Here is a 16,192-nt window from a genome sequence, read left to right on the forward strand (position 1 = left end):
TTGATCGTGTCGCATTCCGTCAGCCGTCGTAGCGTCGACGGTCCTGTTGAACCCGGCGGCCCGGGCTTGCCGGCGTCGAGCGGTGCGCTGAGCGGCGCGTCGGTCGCGTCGCGCCGGCGCGGCCCGACGCCGACCGCGCGGCGGCAGCGGCGCGCCGCGTTCCTGTTTCTCGCGCCGGCCTGCTTCATGGTGGCCGTGTACGTGGTGTGGCCGATCCTCTCGACGATCCGTCTGAGCTTCTTCAACTGGGATGGGATGACCGAGCCGACCTTCGTCGGCCTCGCGAACTATATCGAGCTGGTCCATACGCCCACCTTCTATACGGCGCTCAAGAACAACCTGATCTGGCTCGTGCTGTTTTTGCTCGCACCGCCGATGGGCCTCGCCGTCGCGCTGTATCTGAATCAGGCGGTGGCGGGCATCCGCATCGTCAAGTCGCTGTTTTTCGCGCCATTCGTGTTGTCGGGCGTCGTGGTCGGACTGATCTTTTCATGGTTCTACGATCCGACCTTCGGCCTGCTCGCGATGATGCTCGGCCACGGCGTGCCGGTGCTCGGTGATCCGCGCTATGCGACGCTCGGCATCGTGTTCGCGGCGCTGTGGCCGCAAACCGCGTATTGCATGATTCTTTATCTGACCGGCTTGACCACGTTGAACGCCGAGCAGATCGAAGCTGCGCGAATGGAAGGCGCGCAGGGCTGGTCGATGCTCTGGCATGTCATCCTGCCGCAGTTGCGGCCTACGACGTTCATGGCGATCGTCGTGACGATCATCGGCGCGCTGCGCAGCTTCGATCTGATTTCGGTGATGACGGGCGGCGGTCCGTTCGAAAGCTCGACGGTGCTCGCCTATTTCATGTACGACCAGGCGATCAAGTACTACCGCATCGGCTATTCGGCGGCGATCGCGGTGGTGCTGTTCGGCATCATGCTCGTGTACATCGTCTATCACCTGCGGCGGATGCTGCGCGCCGAGCAATGAGGAGCCGCTGATGTTTCCGATTCCGATCGACAAATGGAAGCCGGCCACGCGCCGCGCATACAAACTGACATTGCCGATTGCACTCGTGATCTGGCTGTTGCCGATGATCGCGGTGCTGGTCACGTCCGTGCGTTCGACCGAAGAACTGAGCGAGGGCAACTACTGGGGATGGCCGAAGCACTTCGCGATGTTCGATAACTATCGCGAGGCATTGACGACGTCGCCGATGCTGCATTACTTCTGGAATAGCGTGCTGATTACGGTTCCTTCCGTAGTGGGTTCGATCGCACTCGCGGCGATGGCGGGCTTTGCCTTGGCGATCTATCGCTTTCGCGGCAATTCGACGTTGTTCGCGACGTTCGTCGCGGGCAACTTCGTGCCGATTCAGGTGTTGATGATTCCGGTGCGGGATCTGTCGTTGCAACTCGGGCTGTTCAATACCGTGAGCGCGCTGATTCTGTTTCATGTGTCGTTCCAGACCGGCTTTTGCGCGCTGTTCCTGCGCAACTTCATCAAGCAGCTGCCGTTCGAGCTGGTCGAGGCGGCGCGCATCGAAGGGGCAAACGAGTGGACCGTGTTCTTCAGGATCGTGCTGCCGCTGATTCGTCCCGCGCTCGCGGCGTTGGCGATCCTCGTGTTCACGTTCGTGTGGAACGACTATTTCTGGGCCTTGTGTCTGACGCAAGGCGATGACGCCGCGCCAATCACGGTCGGCGTGGCCGCGCTGAAAGGGCAGTGGACGACCGCGTGGAATCTCGTTTCGGCGGGATCGATTCTGGCGGCGCTGCCATCGGTCATGATGTTCTTTGCGATGCAGAAGCATTTCGTCGCGGGTCTGACGTTTGGCGCGACGAAGGGGTGATGCTGTTCACGCGTGGCGCTGCTGCGTAGAGAAGGGTTGCCCGCGGAAGCGGGCTTTTTTTTCGGCGCGGCGAACCGCTGCTCGCACGCGGACTTCTCGATCAACGCTTTTCAGCTGACGCCGGGTTGACCCGCTGCATAACGGCATTCAACGCCGCGCGCGCACTATCGAGAGGCCGCTTGCCTTCGCCGACTTGGCTCGCGAAGTCCAGCTTCTGCTACCGGTATGGCTGCTACCCCTATCAACCATCGAACGAGGCCTTCCTGCCTGAAAACAGGAAGGAAGGCGCCTGCCGCTATCAGGCCGGATCGGCGTACTTCAGCGTCCACGTCAGCGTGCGGCTGGCGCCGCCCGTCAACGTGCCCGAGCTCAGCGTATCGGTGCGCGTGATCAAGCCCTTGGCGAACGTCATCACGGAGTGCACCTGCAGATCGAGATCCGTCGTGTACAACGCGTTCTTGGCCGCTTGCCTGAACTTCGCGGTGTCGAACGTGACGACCACCTGACCATTGGTTTCCTGCACGTTCAGATTTTTGTAGTACGTGACCGGGATATAGGTTTTGCCGTTGTACGTGACCTGCGGAATCATCAGCGCATAGCCGAGGTCAGTCGTGCCATACGCGAGATTGTCCGAGAACGGCGCCGGATAGTACGGCGTGTACGAATTGTAGTCGGGCGCCTGGCTCAGGTTCAGGTTGATCACGCGCTTGCCGTCGCGCACCGTGATCAGCGCGGCGCTATACGGATGCACGTTATCGCTCGGCTGGTTGTACCAGGTCCCCATGCGAAAAATTACTAGGAATACACCAGGTATCAGATGCGCGTGCCGATCCGTCGTGGCCACCAATTCGCCCGCTCGCCGCCCATCGGATAAGATACGACCCGCCATGCATTTTTTAGAACGGAAGGAGTGGTTTCAATGATCGAACCGAGCAACGTTTTCAAGGAAAATCTCGCCAGAATGCCGGCGATCGACGGCATCGCACGCATCGATCTGGTCAATGGCAGCGGTACCGTGGTCGCTAGCATCGAGAACAAACCTGGCAAGCAGGGCTCGCTCGCGGTGTACAACTACCTGCGCGGCGCGTTCGGCACGCTCGACGCGAAGGCGGCCGAACACGGCCTCGCGCTGTTTGCCGAGCATACGGCCGACGCGCGCAACCGTCCGGGCGCGCATCCGAACGTCGATCACCTGCTGGCGATTGCCGCCGGCGGCGAGGCATTGCGCATCGACGTTGTTCCGGCAGCTTGAGGCCGCTCAAAGTCTTTTCCGCGCCGGCAAGGTAGACGTTTTCCTGCCGCTGCCGCGAATTCCAATGCCCCGGCGACGGGATTTGCGGCCCACCTGCGCTAATTGCTCCGTAAAAACCCTCGTTTTTCCCGAAGCCCCCGGATTGGCTTCAGATTCGGCTTCTGTTCGGTGAATTGAAACGCGGGGGGCGGCGCACACTGGGTTCGTCCCGTCGCGTATATCGCGCTTTTCCGTCAGGAGCCCCGGATGTCTTCCCGTCACGACAAACCCCACCGGTTCGACGCCGACCTGCCGGAACTCACCACCTCGGAACGGGATCAGCCGACGCCGGGTCCGGACGACCGCGCGATGCGCGAACTGCAACGCGGTTCCGAAGCCATCGTGCGTCTGGCCACGCAGGCACACGCGGCCATCGCCCGAAGCGACGAAGCGGGCGCGCAAGCCGCGCGCCAATCGCTCGAAACGCAGCTGACGTTTACGACCGCCCTGATCGATGAGCTGCTGTTCGGTGCGCCCGAGCGGTCCACGCTGCATTGACAGCCTACGCGGCAGCATCGCCGTACTATCCCGAAGTACCGGAAACTGACATGAGCGCTTTGACCGTCATTCTTTGCATCTGGGCCATGGTCGCGTTTTGCGCGGTCCTGTTCATCCGCGGCGCGAGTCCGCGCGTCGAGCGTGAGGCGGAGCAGCCGCGTGCTCGTCCGTCGCGCTATTCGATCGCCGAGTAACGCGCACGACCAACGACGCGGAACCAACGGGGTAACATGAGGAGCGCCGGCGCCACTGCCGGCCGGCACCGACGATGTTCCCCACGGAGGTTCCCGTATGGACACACATTCGATTCTCGGCATGCTGCATGCCGAAGAGGCTTTGCTGGTCTCCATCGTGCGATCGCTGCCCGACGATATCAAGCGCAGGATCGCCAACGACTTTCACGAGCAGGCGCAACTCGCCGAAAGCTCGCATCTGAATCCCACCACGAACCGCGAAACGAGCGACGCGTTCAAGGCCCATGTCCGACGGCTGTCGAACATGCTTGCTTCGTTGTCGTAACCCGGTCGACGTCCGCGCGGCCGAGTCGAATATTCCGGCTTGTTTTCTCGTCGGCGCAGCGCGATTGCGCCGTCATGCCCGTGCGTGCCACCGCGCGCGGCGTAATCCGCTTTATTGGCCGTCAGGCCGGTTATGGCAACGTGGCCGTCATTCAGAACCCCGCACCGTTTTCTACGACGTTCGCGCATCTATCGCACTTCGCGAAAGGACTGCGCTCCGGCAGCCGCGTAATGCGCGATCAGGTGATCGGCTATGTCGGCAAGAGCGGTTGGGCAACCGGACCGCATCTGCATTTCGAGGTCCACGTGAACGATGTGCCGCAGGATCCGCTCAAGGTTGACCTGCCGCAGAAGAGGTCGCTTGCCGGCGATGAATTGCGGCAGTTCGAGTCGCGTGTCGCGCAATTGACCGCGCTGCTGTAAGCCGCTTGCCGTCTCAACTTTGCGACACGCCGGTCCGCATGATTCAGGCGCGCTTTCGTCGCATGACGTGTCGGCATGTTGACCGGTACGGGTCGCAAACCTTGGTCCGTCAATGCGCGTTCGGGTATTCCCGCGCGCGTGGAACGACGTGTACGAGCCAGCACGAAGGCGTCGGGGCATCCCCGCGGCGTCTCATTTCCGATGCATTGCGTGCGATCAGGCCCGCTTCGAAGTGCCCCGGCAGGCATTTCTCCATACGTAGCAGGCCTTCATTCCAGCATGGCATAGCCATTGCAATGACGAATGCACAAGAACTACACATGTTGCAGCCGGAATTTCACGCAGTGAACAAATGCCGACGGCAGCAAAAGTCTCGCGATTCGCGCTCGGGGAGCTTGGCGCAACTTGCGGGGTGCGGCGGGGCCAATAGCAAACGGATGTCGACAAACAACGACGACGCGAGCGGACGATACGGCTGCATCTAACGTCCGCTCGCGATCGTGACGGCGTGAAGCGATGACCCCGCCATTTTTTTCCGTGCTCGCGGGTGAAGCTGAATTCGCGGCGGGCCCCCGCTAAAGGGCGCTTGCGTGCGGGCCGGCGGGCTGCGAAGATCATGCTAACGACCGCCGCATCAGGGAATTTCATGTTAGCGTCGAGCCCGTTTCCCGCATTGCTGCACCACGCGAGCCTATGGCTGCAAGCCTACGCGCTCGTGCTGGTCATGATGGGCGTCGGTGCGTTGCTCGAGCGTCGCTGGCCAGCCGCATTGCTGCAATCGCGCGCGGGGCAGCGTCTGAACATGGCGTATGCGGGCCTGTATCTGGCGTTGGCGGAAGCCACGAAGCCGCTGACGGCAGCCGCGAGCGTCGCGATCGTCAATGCACTCGGCGGCGGGATGGTGGTGCTGGTGTCGCGCGGGTGGGGCGCGCTAGCTTCGTTCGTGATCGTGCTGCTGACGATCGATTTCCTCGAATACGCGTTTCATCGCTTGCAGCACACGTGGCCCATCCTGTGGAAGCTGCATTCGCTGCACCATAGCGCGGTGGATTTCAACGTGACGATCACGCTGCGGCATCATTGGATAGAAGTGCTGCTCAAGGGCTGCCTGCTTTATCCGCTCGTCGGCGTACTGTTCAAGGTCGAGCCGTGGATCGTCGGTGCGACCTCGATCGTGTTCATGTTCGGCAACTATTTCGCGCATCTGAATCTGCGCATGGACCTTGGCCGCTACGTCACGTGGGTCAACAATCCGCAGTATCACCGGCTGCATCACTCGATTCGCGCCGAGCATTTCAATCACAACTTCACGCAGCTATTGCCGATGTGGGATCACGTGTTCGGCACGCGTTGGGTGCCCGCGAAACACGAGTGGCCCGCCACCGGTCTCGACGATGGTACGCAGCCGAGCTCGCTGCTCGGCGCGTTCAGCTGGCCATTGGGTCAGCATGCGGCACGCGATGCGTTACCCGTTCGCAAGCCGCTTGCCGTGCTCGACAAGAAAGCGAAATAACGCTGGCTACGCGGGTTGCGCGGCGCGCACCGCCTTGCCGCCCAGCAGCGACACGATCAGCGTGGCCATCACGAGCACGCCCAGCGCCGCGCGCAGGCCAACCACGCCGGCACCGAAACCAATCAGCGGCGGCCCGACCAGAAAGCCCGCATAGCCGAACGTGGCCGCCATCGACACGCCGATCGCCGGCGTCGCGCTCGAGCGACCCGCCGCGCTGAAAATCACCGGAACGATATTCGCGAGACCGATGCCGACCATCGCGAAGCCGACGCACGCGGTCAACACCGTCGGCAGGCTCAGCACGAGCGCGAGTCCGGCGAGCGCGATCAGACCGCCGAGCGCGACGACCTTGCTCGAACCGAAGCGCCGCACCGATGCGTCGCCGGCGATGCGGCAGGCCGCCATCGAAAACGCGAACGCGGAGTAGCCGATCGCGGCGACGCTCGCTTCCTGGTTCAACGTGGAGCGCAGGTACACCGCGCTCCAGTCGGCCACCGCGCCTTCGACGAGCATGCACATGAACGCCAGCAGCGCCAGTTTCATCACGCTGCTGTCGGGCCATGCGAAGCCGCTCGACGCGGCGGCCGCGCGCGGACCGATATCGCGCAACGCAAACGACGCGGCGAAAATGATCAGGGCCGCGATCAACAGATCGGGCGCGAACAGCCCGCCCACGACGCCGACGCCGCCTTTCTGCAACATCGCGCCGCTCGCCGCGCCAAGCAGGCCGCCCGCGCTCCACGCGGCATGAAACGACGACATGATCGGCGCGCGCCAGCGCGTTTCGATCGCGCTCGCATGTCCGTTCATCGACACGTCGAGCGCGCCGTTCGACGCGCCAAGCGCAAACAGCACCACGCACAACGTCAGCATGCCCGGCGCGAGCGCGGGCAACGGCAGCGCGATCGCGAATGCCGCGCCGAGCAGCGCGGTGGCGCGGCCGCTGCCGACGCGCGGCGCGAGCTGTCCCGCGAGCGGCATCGCAACGATGGCGCCGAGCGCGAAGCAGAACAGCGCGATGCCGAGCGAGGCGTCGCTGAGCGCCAGGCTTTCCTTGATGCGCGGCACCTCGACCGCCCATGCGCCGATGCCGAAACCGTTGGCGAGAAAGACGGCGAGCGTCGCGATGCGTTCCCTGACGAGTGAGTTCATGGGCGTGCCGCCATCACGTTATCGCAGACGGCCCGGAGGCTCGCGAGACGCGCGTCCGGCACGTCCGCTTCGACGAACAGATAATCGACGGCCGAAACAGGCGCTACCGCGAACGGCGCCGCTGTCATGAGCTTTTCCGAGGTCAGTGCGATGGCGATCTGGCTACTCGCTTTGACCATCGCGCGTTTCAGTTCGGCGTCCTCTGCGTCGAATACGGCGACGCCTTCGTCGGGGTCGAAGGCGCAGGCGCCGAGAAAACAGAGGTCCGCGCGGATCTGCTGGATCTGCAGCAGCGCGGTCGCGCCGAGCGAGCCCGCCGCGCCGCCGGCGATGCGGCCGCCGATCAGGATCACGTCGATACCCGGGCGGTTCAGCAGCCGCGCGCAGGCCTCGGGCGAATTCGTGACGACGGTCAGGCCGGCGTTGTCGGGCAGCGCCGACGCGATCGCGACGTTCGTCGTGCCCGCGTCGAGCAGCACGATCTGCTTCGGACGAACGATCGATACGGCCGCCGCGGCAAGGCGTGCCTTGCGATCGACGGCCTCATGCATGCGCAGCGCCGCGGGTTTGTCGGCGGGCGACATCAGTAGCGCACCGCCGTACACGCGCTTGCAGTGCCCCTGATCCGCGAGATCGCGCAGATGACGGCGCACGGTGTGCTCGGAGATCTGCAGGTCGGCGGCCAGCTCAGCCGCGAGCACGCGACCATGCGTGCGCAATCGCTCCAGAATCAGTGCTTCGCGCTGCTCGGGCAGTAGCCCGTTGATTGCATCTTCCCGGGTTCGCTGCATGGATCTCGTCTCCGTTTCGGCGTGAATCGATCATAAGCGAGCAAAATATATCGTAAACGCTCGTGAGGCACAAGCGGTGCGCCCCGGCTCGTCTTGATCTCACGCCACGCCGTTCGGTTCCGGTCGTGAGTCACGGCCGAAAACCAGCCGGTCGAGCAGCCACACCGCGACGAGCGTTGCGCCCATCAGCGGGAAAACGACGCCGAGAAGCGCGAGGCCGGTTTTCCAGCCACGCATCGGCGGCGCGGCGCGCTCGCGCGACGGCGCGCCGAGCGAGCGTTGCGGCCGACGTTTCCACCACATCACGAAGCCGGTCACAGCGAGCGCGCCAAGGCCGAGCGAAATAGCCGCGCACAGTATCTGATTCGCGACGCCGAAGTAGCGACCCATATGCAGCGAGGTGCCGTACGACACGGCCTTCGCGATCGCGCCGTAATCGCCGTAGCGAATGTCCTTCAGGATCGCGCCGCTGTATTGGTCGACGTACAACGTGCGTTCGTCTTTGGGATTCGCGGGGAAATAGGAAAGCGTGTAGACGCCGGCTGCGGAGTTCGGCAGCACGATGCGGTAGCCGTCCGCGATACCGAGCGACGCGGCGAGCGCGACGATATGCCCGAGCGACAGAGGCTGCGCCGCGTCGGTGGCCGCGGAAGAGGGCACGCTCGCGTTGCCCGCGGCCCACGGCGTCAGCGGCAACGGCAGGTCGTCCATGACCATGCCGGGCATCGAGTCCATGTCGGCGCGCGTGGCATGCGCGAGCGTGACGCTCGCGTGGTCCCCTTGGTCCGAGGGCGTTCCCGGCACGATGGAGCGCAACGGCAAACCGCCCCACGCGCCCGGCGGAGCGCCAAGCTTCGTCGCGGTCGCGAACGCCTTGAACTGTTTGCCCCACGAGCCGGTCCACGGCAGCCCCGTCAATACGAACGCAAGTGCGCCGAGGGCGAGCCAGATGCCGATCACCGCGTGAAGACTTTTCCATAGCGGACGTCCTTTCAGCGCCAGGCGCGGCAGCAGCACCGCGCGCGCGGTCGTTTTGCCGCGCGGCCACCATAGTGCGACGCCGGTGCCGATCATCACGAGCGTCCAGCATGCGGCCAGTTCCATCAGCAGTTCGCCGGGCTTGCCGAGCAGCAGCTTGCGATGAAGCATGCGATCCACCTGCATCAAGCGATGCTCGACGCTCAGCGTGCCCAGCACATCGCCGCTATACGGATTCAGATAGATGCTCTGCTGCGAGCCGTCCGCGAGACGAAATACGAATTCGGCGCTGCGTTGCGGATCGCGCGTGATCACGGCGGTCGTCGCGATCGAGCCGGGCGGCATCGCCGCGCGCGCTTTCGCGAGCAGCGCGTTGTCGGCCAGCCTCGGCACGGCTTGCGGTGCGACGACCAGTTGCTGTCTATAAAGCAGCGGCTCGATCTGCGGCTGGAAGCAATACAGCGTGCCGGTGATGGCGAGCACGAGTAGAAAAGGCATCACGAAGAGGCCCGCGTAAAAGTGCCAGCGCCACAGGGTTCGATAGCCTGGATGTGTCGGGCCGCTCGTGGCGGCGGTTGTACCGTTCTGCGCGCGCGCGCGTTCGGCGGTTCGAGTCGTGGACATGAAATCCTCGTCGGGCAAATGGGTCGATGGTTCGTGTGCGACAAGCGGTTTGCCGCGTCTTGCATCAGGCTTAGATATGCAGCTTCGCTTCGACATAAAACGTGCGGCCCGGATACGGGTGGTAGACGAAGTAGCGCGCGTCGAACAGGTTGTCGACGCCGATGCCGAGTTCGCTGAGCTTCGTCGGCTTGAACGTGAACTTCGCGTCGATAACCGTGTAGGTGCTGGTGCCGCCGAACACGTTGGGGTTCGTGTCGGTATTCGTCAGCGTGTTGTACTGACGACCCGAGTAACGCGCAGCGAGCGTCAGCGCCGCGCGCGCGTCGAAGTGATACGTCGCGGCAAGATTCGCGCGCCACAGCGGAATGCGGTAGAAGTACTTGCCGACCGAGGCCGGATTCCGTGCGTTCTCGAGGATCTTCGACTGCGTGTACGCGACGCTCGCGAGCAGATCGAGCCCGCGCACGAACACGTCCTCGCCCGAATAGCTTGCTTCGACGCCGCGCGAGCGAACCTTGCCGATGTTCTGGAAGTTCGTCACGCTCGGAATCACGGTGGTGTCGGTCTGACTGAAGATCGTGTTCTTCACGTCGTCCTGAAACAGCGAGAAGCGGAACACGCCATTCCAATGCGCCCATTCGGCGCTCAGCTCTTTCGACAGATCGTCTTCGGGCTGCAAATATGGATTGTTGTTGACGATCGCGGAGCCGTTGATTTGCCCCTGGAACAGTTCGCTCGCGGTCGGAAAGCGATACGCGCGAGCGATCGACGCGCGCAAAGTCAGCTCGTCGCTGACATCGAACGATAGCGACGCCTTCGGCGAAAGGTGGCGCTGGCTGGCATCGCTGTACGCGATCGTCGTGCCGGGTAGCGACTGTGCGCCATCGTAGGCTTGCCAGTCTTCATAGCGCGCGCCGTAGACGAGCTTCCAGCGCGGCAGAAAGCGCCACGCGTCCTGCGCATAAAGAGCTTGCGTCTGCGTCTTGCCGGTGAACGCGTTGGCGAACGAGGTCGCGTCGCCGTCGCGCCAGTTCAGCGTGTTGTAGGTCTGGTTGTCGACGAAGTAGTTGTCGTAGTGGTAGCCGACGCTCAGTGCGTGATTGGCCAGTCCTGGCTGGTTCGTCGCGGGCGTATAGGTGCCGCGCAGGTCCAGCGTCTTCCAGCCGGTGCCGTCGTTGAACAGCACGGTGCCGGGGCCATTGCCCGGACCGCCGGCACTCGCGGTGCGTGCGACGCCATTGCCGATGTCGTAATACGAGGCGATCGCCTCGCCGTTCCAGCCGGTCGCGTTGCGCGTTTTCAGCGACACGCCGTAGAGCCAGTTCTCGCTGTGCCCGACACCCGGCGCAAACGCGGCCGCCGGAATCGTGTAGTGGTAACCGTTGATCGATACGTTGCCGCTGTACACAGGGTTGCCGGCCGCGTCGCGCAGGAACGTCGATGTTTCGCTGTTGTACGTCTGGTGCCAGTAGCCGAGCGTGAAGCCGCCCTGCAGCGTCGGCGTGAAGTCGTACTGCATCTTCAGCTTGAACTGGTCCTGCACCGTGTGCTCGATGCCTTCGCCGTTCACACCGAGCACGGCCGTCGGCGCATTGGTCTGGTTGTTGTAGAAATAGGCGCCGGTGACGGGCGTGTCGCCGGCCTTTGCGGGCGTGGTCGATTTAGCGAGTGTTGCGAATTGCAGCGGCTGACTCGTGTTCTCGAGATGATTGACGCCGAGCCGGTACGAGAACTTGCCGATGCTATCGCCGATCGACGCGCTCGCTTCGCTGCCGTTGAAGCTCTGGTTCACGCCGAACAGGCTGAAGTGCTGCGTGAATGCCTTCACGTCGGCGTTGGCCTCGAACTGCTTTGGCATGCGCGTGCTGATCAGCACGGTCGCGCCGAGCGAATTGCCCGGATACAGCGCGGAAAACGGCCCGTAGATTACGTCGACCTGCTGGATTTCGTCGGGATACACCATCGACCAGCGCGGCGGAAACGAATAGCTATTGCCGAGCAGGTTGCTCAGCAGCAAGCCGTCCGCATAGACGAGGCCGCGCGCGCTCTGCGTATTGCTGGTGCCGCGCACCGCGATGATCGAATTCAGATCGCCGGTAAAGCGCTTGCGTACCGCCAGGTTCGGCATGTACTTGAGCACGTCCTCGGTGTTGACGACGTTCCAGTTCGCGAACTGATCGCGCGTCACGGTTTCGACGGAGGCCGGCAGGTTCGGGTCGACGGCGCGCGGTGCGGCGCTCGCGCTTGCGCTCGCACTGACGCTGACGGCGGGCAGCGTCGCGTCGGTGTTTGCGTCGGCGGCATGCGTGGGTGTTGCGACGAAAGCCGGCACGAAGGCAGGCATGAGCGCGGGCCAAAGAACGGAACGACGAACCGCGCGATGAGCGGAAAAGACAGCGTCACGACGGACGCAATAAGAGAGCCTTCGCAGCGCGAAGTTGAACATGAGCGTTTCCTCGATGCATTGAACAGGCGATCGCAGGCCTCGTCGATGTGAGCGACGAAGGCGCGATCAGAACCGGTAGCGATCAGGAAACGGCAGGTGGGGCGCGCGGACGTCCCGACGGGAAGGCGCCAAGCGGCGTGAAGCGGGTGGACAGCGTGGGCGGCGCAGTGCCGGCCAGCGGCAGCGCGGCCGGCGGCTCGACGGCGGCGAGCGTCGGCATCGCGACGTGATGTTCGAGCAGATGACAGTAGCCGCAGGCGCCGAATGCATCGTCGTGGCTCAGATGCACGGGCGCGGGGCTGGTTTGAGCGACGACGCTCGCATCGCTCACATTGCTTGCACCAGCCGGGTGAAGCGCCGAACATAGCGCGGCAATCGGCTCGTGGGCGCGGCCCGATTCGAGCAACTGACTCACAAGCGGCGCGAACACGACGAGCCACATGGCGACGAGGCCAAGCCATGCGGTCAGGTGGTTGCGCGAGTGTCGAGTCATGATCGTCGAAGAAAAGACGGGCGCGATTCTAGCATCACCGCGCGATCCTTTCATTCGCAATGACGGGCATAACGGCGGATTAGACGGTGAAAAAGCGCTTATTTCGGGGCGCTGAGGCCGAGGCGACAACCAGCGAGCCGTGGCGCTATGTTCGGCCGGGCAGTTCGTCGACGCGTTGCCCCTCGTCGCGCCGCAGCTCGAAGATTCCGCCTTGCCGAACGATCAGCGGGCCGAAGCGTTCAATATTGCCGGTGCGTGTTCGTTCGCGCTGGGTCAGTGGGCGAGCTCGGTCGAGCGCGTGCGGCAGGCGTGCGTCGAGCGATTCGGTGGCGCGCTATGACGCCTCTGTGAGCTGCATGTGATACAGGCCCCACGGCGACAATTCGAAGCGGTCCTTCAGTGGCTTGGCCGCGAGTTCGGGAATCTGATCGGCGTCGTAGATCGCCCATAACGGCCCCACGCCGCCGAGCGCCAGCGGCTTGCCGTCCATTTGTGTCGCGACGATGAAGTGATACTCGCGCACCTTGTCGAGCGTCGTCAACACCGCGTAGCCATCGACCGCGTGCATGACGATTTGCGTGCTGCCCGCGTCGGGCGCGCCGACGTTTGCGAGCACGTCGGTGAGCAGCGGGCCGCTAAACGTATGCATGTGCGCATCGTATTCGATCGTCGGATGGATCGTCACGGTCTTCATGCTGGCGAGCCACGGCAGATCGACGCCGTACGCTTGCGAAAACTTCACCTGGTGCTTCGCCAGCAGTTGATCGAAAGCGGGATTGAGCGCGCCGCGATTGCTGTGCTTGATCGCGCCGGAGATCGTCAGGACGACCGGAGACGGCCCGCATTCGGCGTGCTCGCGCTTCGCGCCAAATGCGGGCGCGACCGCCGCGCCCAGTGCCGCGGCGCTGGTCAGGAACTGGCGTTTGTTCATTACGTTTTCTCCGGGTGTCTTCGAGGCGCCGCGTGGTGAGGTGCGCGCTCTTCTATTGTCGGAGAATTGTCGCCGCACGTGATACGGCGATGCTTCATTAACGCGTCATTCGCTATGCTATTTCCGCTTGCGGTTCGTGCCGGAGCCGGCACGGTTCCATGCGCGGCGGTCCAATGCGGTGCGCGTCTTCGCAGGTTTATGACGAAGTCCTTTTCCAATGCCCATGGACGCACGAACCAGGCGCAACGCAAGAAGCCTCGCGTACATCGGGGAAATCACACTCGACATCAACTCTGTGTCGCCCCTGATCAATGGAAGTGCTCAGTTCGCGCCGATACTGACGGTGCGCGTCACATCGACGACCGACAGCCGGATCGCGTCGATCAATGCGCGCGCGGCCGGTGACGGCGTGCCCGCCGCGCGCATCGTCAGGCCGATCTCGCGCCGCGTGTTGTGCAGCGGTACATCGAGCACCACCAGTTGCCCGGACTGAATCTCGTGATGCAGCTGCTGCGCCGACAAGGCCGCCGCCATGTCGGTACCGAGCAGCAGGCCGCGAATCACCGCGAGGTCGGCGGTCTCGACGGTCGGCAGAGGCGGCTTCACCTTCATCCGCTTGAATTGCGTTTCGAACAGCGCACGCGCCGGCGCGTTGCTGCGCGGCAGAATCCACTGCGCGTCGCGCAGACCCATGATGGTCAGATCGTGCGCGTGAGTCAGCGGATGACCGCGGCGCACCAGCACCACCATGTCTTCCGACATCAGCCGCTCGTTTTTCAGGCCGCTCGTCGCGTCGTTGTCGCGCAGCGCGCCGAGAATGAAATCGATGTCACCCGCTCGCAGACCGGCCACGAGCGTCTCGTATGCGCTTTCGTCGGTGACCACGCGCACGCCCGGATTCTCCGAGGTCATTCGCGCGATCGCCTTCGGCAGGATCAGCGTGCGCCCGAGCGGCAACGCGCCGACTGTCACCGAGCCCTGAATCTTGCCGTGCAATGCGGCGATATCGTCGGGGACGTGGCGCAGTTCGTTCAGCGCGCGGCGCACGTGAAGCAGGAACGTCTCGCCCTCGGCCGTCAGCAGAATGCCGCGCGGGCTGCGGTGAAACAGACTCAGTCCCGAGCCGCTTTCGAGTACCCGGATCGCGGTGCTCACCGCGGGCTGGCTGATGCCGAAGGTTTTTGCCGCGCTCGGCATATGCCGATGCCGCGCGAGCGCCGCGAATAGTTGCAACCGCCGCGTGTTGAGCAGATACGCGGGCAATGCGCCTTCCGCGACGGGCCGGCGGCGCGTCTGTCGCGCGGTGCACCATCGGGCGAGTTCTTCGAGTTCAGCGAAGATCCGCTCGCAGCGATGCAGCACCGCGCGGCCGACCGGAGTGGGCAGCATGCCCGAAGGACCGCGATCGAACAGCGGTTCGCCGAGCGCCGACTCGAGCTCCTGCACGGAGCGCGTGACCGCCGACTGCGCGCGAAACAACGCGGCCGCCGCGCGCGTCGCGCTGCCCATATCGGCGACGAGCCGGAATGCGCGCAGTTGCGCGAGATTGAGCAGGTCCTTGCTGCTGACCGACAGCGGCGCTTTGGCGCTCGCCTGGCTGGTGGCGGCGGAAAGCGTGTCGTTGCTCATGCCGCGCCCGCGATCAGATGCAACGACGGCAGCGACAGATTCAGACTTTCCTTCGAGATCTGCGTGTGCTCCTTCATCAACGCATCGACGCGCGCGCCTTCGCCTTTTTTCAGCGCGTCGACGATCGCGTGATGCTGGCGATGCGCGTACGTCAGCATCATGAATTGACGCTCGCGCGCGGATTCGTCGAACGCGATCGTGAACGGCGACACGAACGGCACCTTGTCGTTCAGACTGAGCGCGGCCGTGACCGCCTGGTTCTGCGCCGCTTCGACGATCAGCGCATGAAAGCGGCCGTTCATCTGCGCGTAGCGCACGTCGTCGCCTGCTTGCAGATGCTTTTGCTCGAAGATCGCGTCGCCTTCACGCAGGCAGTCGTCGAGCGCGGCGGCGAGCGCGGGGCTCACGCCGTTTTCGGCGACCGAGCGCGCGGCGAGTCCCTCGAGCACGCCGCGCACGTCGATCGCGTCGAGCACGTCGCGCACGCTGAAGCGGCGCACGACGTAACCGCGCGAGCCTGAACGATCGAGCAGGCCTTCCGACGACAGCACGCTCAACGCATAACGCAGCGGCGTGCGCGACACGCCGAGCCATTGCGCAAGCTGCGCTTCGACGAGCCGCTGCCCGGGCGACAGTTCGCCCGACAGGATCTTCTCGCGTAAGGTCTGCACGATCGCTTGCTGGGTGGTCTCGTTCATCGTTTCGTCGCGCGTCGGAAGCAGCGCAGTATAGCCATGCGTGCAGCACCGCTCCAAGCCTTGGAAATGTGCGTTGCGAGTTGTTTTCCGGGCCATCTGTTTTATTTATCGCGTGACGAGATGCCGAGGCGTCGCGGAAGGCTTGCCTCGCGGGCTTGGGATACCGAGGGAGCCCCTGCGCGGCGTGGTCGGGGAGCGCTTCATCCGCGCTCCGGCCGCGCAAATGTCGGGTTTTTACTCGTCAACCCGGCGCTGCCTGAGGTATACCCGTGCTTCCCGTATCGCGGCACAATTTCTATCTTTGTATCCCAAGACGGTCGTGGTGACTAGCGCGGTAAACTTGGCGACCTATCCGATTGGCAGC

General features: G+C 63.9%; 16 protein-coding genes and 2 pseudogenes. 9 read left to right on the forward strand and 9 right to left on the reverse strand.

Annotated elements, in window-relative coordinates:
• Positions 1 to 6 precede the first annotated feature (6 nt).
• Both HDG34_RS28050 and HDG34_RS28055 read left to right on the forward strand, forming a co-directional pair.
• Positions 7 to 981, forward strand: coding sequence for a carbohydrate ABC transporter permease (locus HDG34_RS28050; protein WP_184064375.1), 975 nt, complete (start codon positions 7 to 9; stop codon positions 979 to 981).
• A 10-nt stretch (positions 982 to 991) separates the two neighbouring features.
• Positions 992 to 1,843, forward strand: coding sequence for a carbohydrate ABC transporter permease (locus HDG34_RS28055; protein WP_018423397.1), 852 nt, complete (start codon positions 992 to 994; stop codon positions 1,841 to 1,843).
• A 307-nt stretch (positions 1,844 to 2,150) separates the two neighbouring features.
• Here HDG34_RS28055 and HDG34_RS28060 read toward each other — a convergent pair.
• Positions 2,151 to 2,621, reverse strand: a pseudogene (locus tag HDG34_RS28060) (hypothetical protein); the annotation flags it as partial.
• A 141-nt stretch (positions 2,622 to 2,762) separates the two neighbouring features.
• Here HDG34_RS28060 and HDG34_RS28065 point away from each other — a divergent pair.
• The 6 genes and pseudogenes from HDG34_RS28065 to HDG34_RS40245 form a co-directional block, all read left to right on the forward strand.
• A complete protein-coding gene (locus tag HDG34_RS28065; protein WP_184064378.1) occupies positions 2,763 to 3,095 on the forward strand; it encodes a DUF2322 family protein in 333 nt (110 codons plus the stop codon).
• A gap of 246 nt (positions 3,096 to 3,341) precedes the next feature.
• A complete protein-coding gene (locus tag HDG34_RS28070) occupies positions 3,342 to 3,632 on the forward strand; it encodes a hypothetical protein (RefSeq protein WP_184064381.1) in 291 nt (96 codons plus the stop codon).
• A 50-nt stretch (positions 3,633 to 3,682) separates the two neighbouring features.
• Positions 3,683 to 3,826 carry a hypothetical protein gene (locus HDG34_RS28075; protein WP_167368704.1) on the forward strand — a complete coding sequence of 48 codons (144 nt, stop codon included), beginning with the start codon at positions 3,683 to 3,685 and terminating at the stop codon, positions 3,824 to 3,826.
• A 97-nt stretch (positions 3,827 to 3,923) separates the two neighbouring features.
• On the forward strand, positions 3,924 to 4,151 hold the full coding sequence (locus tag HDG34_RS28080) for a hypothetical protein (protein WP_013092139.1): 228 nt from the start codon (positions 3,924 to 3,926) through the stop codon (positions 4,149 to 4,151).
• Positions 4,152 to 4,225: 74 nt separating this feature from the next.
• Entirely contained in the window at positions 4,226 to 4,573 is a 348-nt protein-coding gene (locus HDG34_RS28085) for a M23 family metallopeptidase (RefSeq protein WP_260321368.1), read from the forward strand.
• A gap of 898 nt (positions 4,574 to 5,471) precedes the next feature.
• Positions 5,472 to 5,909 (forward strand): annotated as a pseudogene (locus HDG34_RS40245) (sterol desaturase family protein); the annotation flags it as partial.
• A 183-nt stretch (positions 5,910 to 6,092) separates the two neighbouring features.
• Here the strand turns inward: HDG34_RS40245 and HDG34_RS28095 are convergent.
• The 5 genes from HDG34_RS28095 to HDG34_RS28115 all read right to left on the reverse strand — a co-directional run bounded on the left by HDG34_RS28095 (position 6,093) and on the right by HDG34_RS28115 (position 12,570).
• Positions 6,093 to 7,238 carry an MFS transporter gene (locus HDG34_RS28095; protein ID WP_184064384.1) on the reverse strand — a complete coding sequence of 382 codons (1,146 nt, stop codon included), beginning with the start codon at positions 7,236 to 7,238 and terminating at the stop codon, positions 6,093 to 6,095.
• Positions 7,235 to 8,029, reverse strand: a complete 795-nt coding sequence (locus HDG34_RS28100; protein WP_184064387.1) for a DeoR/GlpR family DNA-binding transcription regulator — start codon at positions 8,027 to 8,029, stop codon at positions 7,235 to 7,237. Before HDG34_RS28100 ends, HDG34_RS28095 begins: the two co-directional genes overlap by 4 nt.
• Positions 8,030 to 8,128: 99 nt before the next feature.
• Positions 8,129 to 9,631, reverse strand: coding sequence for a PepSY domain-containing protein (locus HDG34_RS28105; RefSeq protein WP_184064390.1), 1,503 nt, complete (start codon positions 9,629 to 9,631; stop codon positions 8,129 to 8,131).
• A gap of 70 nt (positions 9,632 to 9,701) precedes the next feature.
• A complete protein-coding gene (locus HDG34_RS28110) occupies positions 9,702 to 11,975 on the reverse strand; it encodes a TonB-dependent receptor (RefSeq protein ID WP_409259592.1) in 2,274 nt (757 codons plus the stop codon).
• Positions 11,976 to 12,159: 184 nt separating this feature from the next.
• The gene (locus HDG34_RS28115) at positions 12,160 to 12,570 is read right to left on the reverse strand and encodes a DUF2946 domain-containing protein (RefSeq protein WP_018423374.1); all 411 of its coding nucleotides are present in this window, start codon (positions 12,568 to 12,570) and stop codon (positions 12,160 to 12,162) included.
• 139 nt (positions 12,571 to 12,709) lie between these two features.
• Between HDG34_RS28115 and HDG34_RS28120 the strand changes: the two genes are divergently transcribed.
• On the forward strand, positions 12,710 to 12,910 hold the full coding sequence (locus tag HDG34_RS28120) for a hypothetical protein (RefSeq protein ID WP_184064755.1): 201 nt from the start codon (positions 12,710 to 12,712) through the stop codon (positions 12,908 to 12,910).
• On the opposite strand, the gene HDG34_RS28125 is transcribed toward HDG34_RS28120, so the two are convergent.
• The 3 genes from HDG34_RS28125 to HDG34_RS28135 all read right to left on the reverse strand — a co-directional run bounded on the left by HDG34_RS28125 (position 12,905) and on the right by HDG34_RS28135 (position 15,828).
• A complete protein-coding gene (locus HDG34_RS28125; RefSeq protein WP_184064395.1) occupies positions 12,905 to 13,501 on the reverse strand; it encodes a molybdopterin-dependent oxidoreductase in 597 nt (198 codons plus the stop codon). The genes HDG34_RS28120 and HDG34_RS28125 overlap by 6 nt on opposite strands.
• 321 nt (positions 13,502 to 13,822) lie before the next feature.
• Complete coding sequence (locus tag HDG34_RS28130) at positions 13,823 to 15,130, reverse strand: LysR family transcriptional regulator (RefSeq protein WP_184064399.1); 1,308 nt, start codon at positions 15,128 to 15,130, stop codon at positions 13,823 to 13,825.
• Positions 15,127 to 15,828 carry a GntR family transcriptional regulator gene (locus tag HDG34_RS28135; protein WP_184064402.1) on the reverse strand — a complete coding sequence of 234 codons (702 nt, stop codon included), beginning with the start codon at positions 15,826 to 15,828 and terminating at the stop codon, positions 15,127 to 15,129. The genes HDG34_RS28130 and HDG34_RS28135 overlap by 4 nt, the downstream gene beginning before the upstream one ends.
• Positions 15,829 to 16,192: the final 364 nt, after the last annotated feature.

This window comes from Paraburkholderia sp. HC6.4b (assembly GCF_014200875.1).
Lineage (GTDB): Bacteria > Pseudomonadota > Gammaproteobacteria > Burkholderiales > Burkholderiaceae > Paraburkholderia > Paraburkholderia tuberum.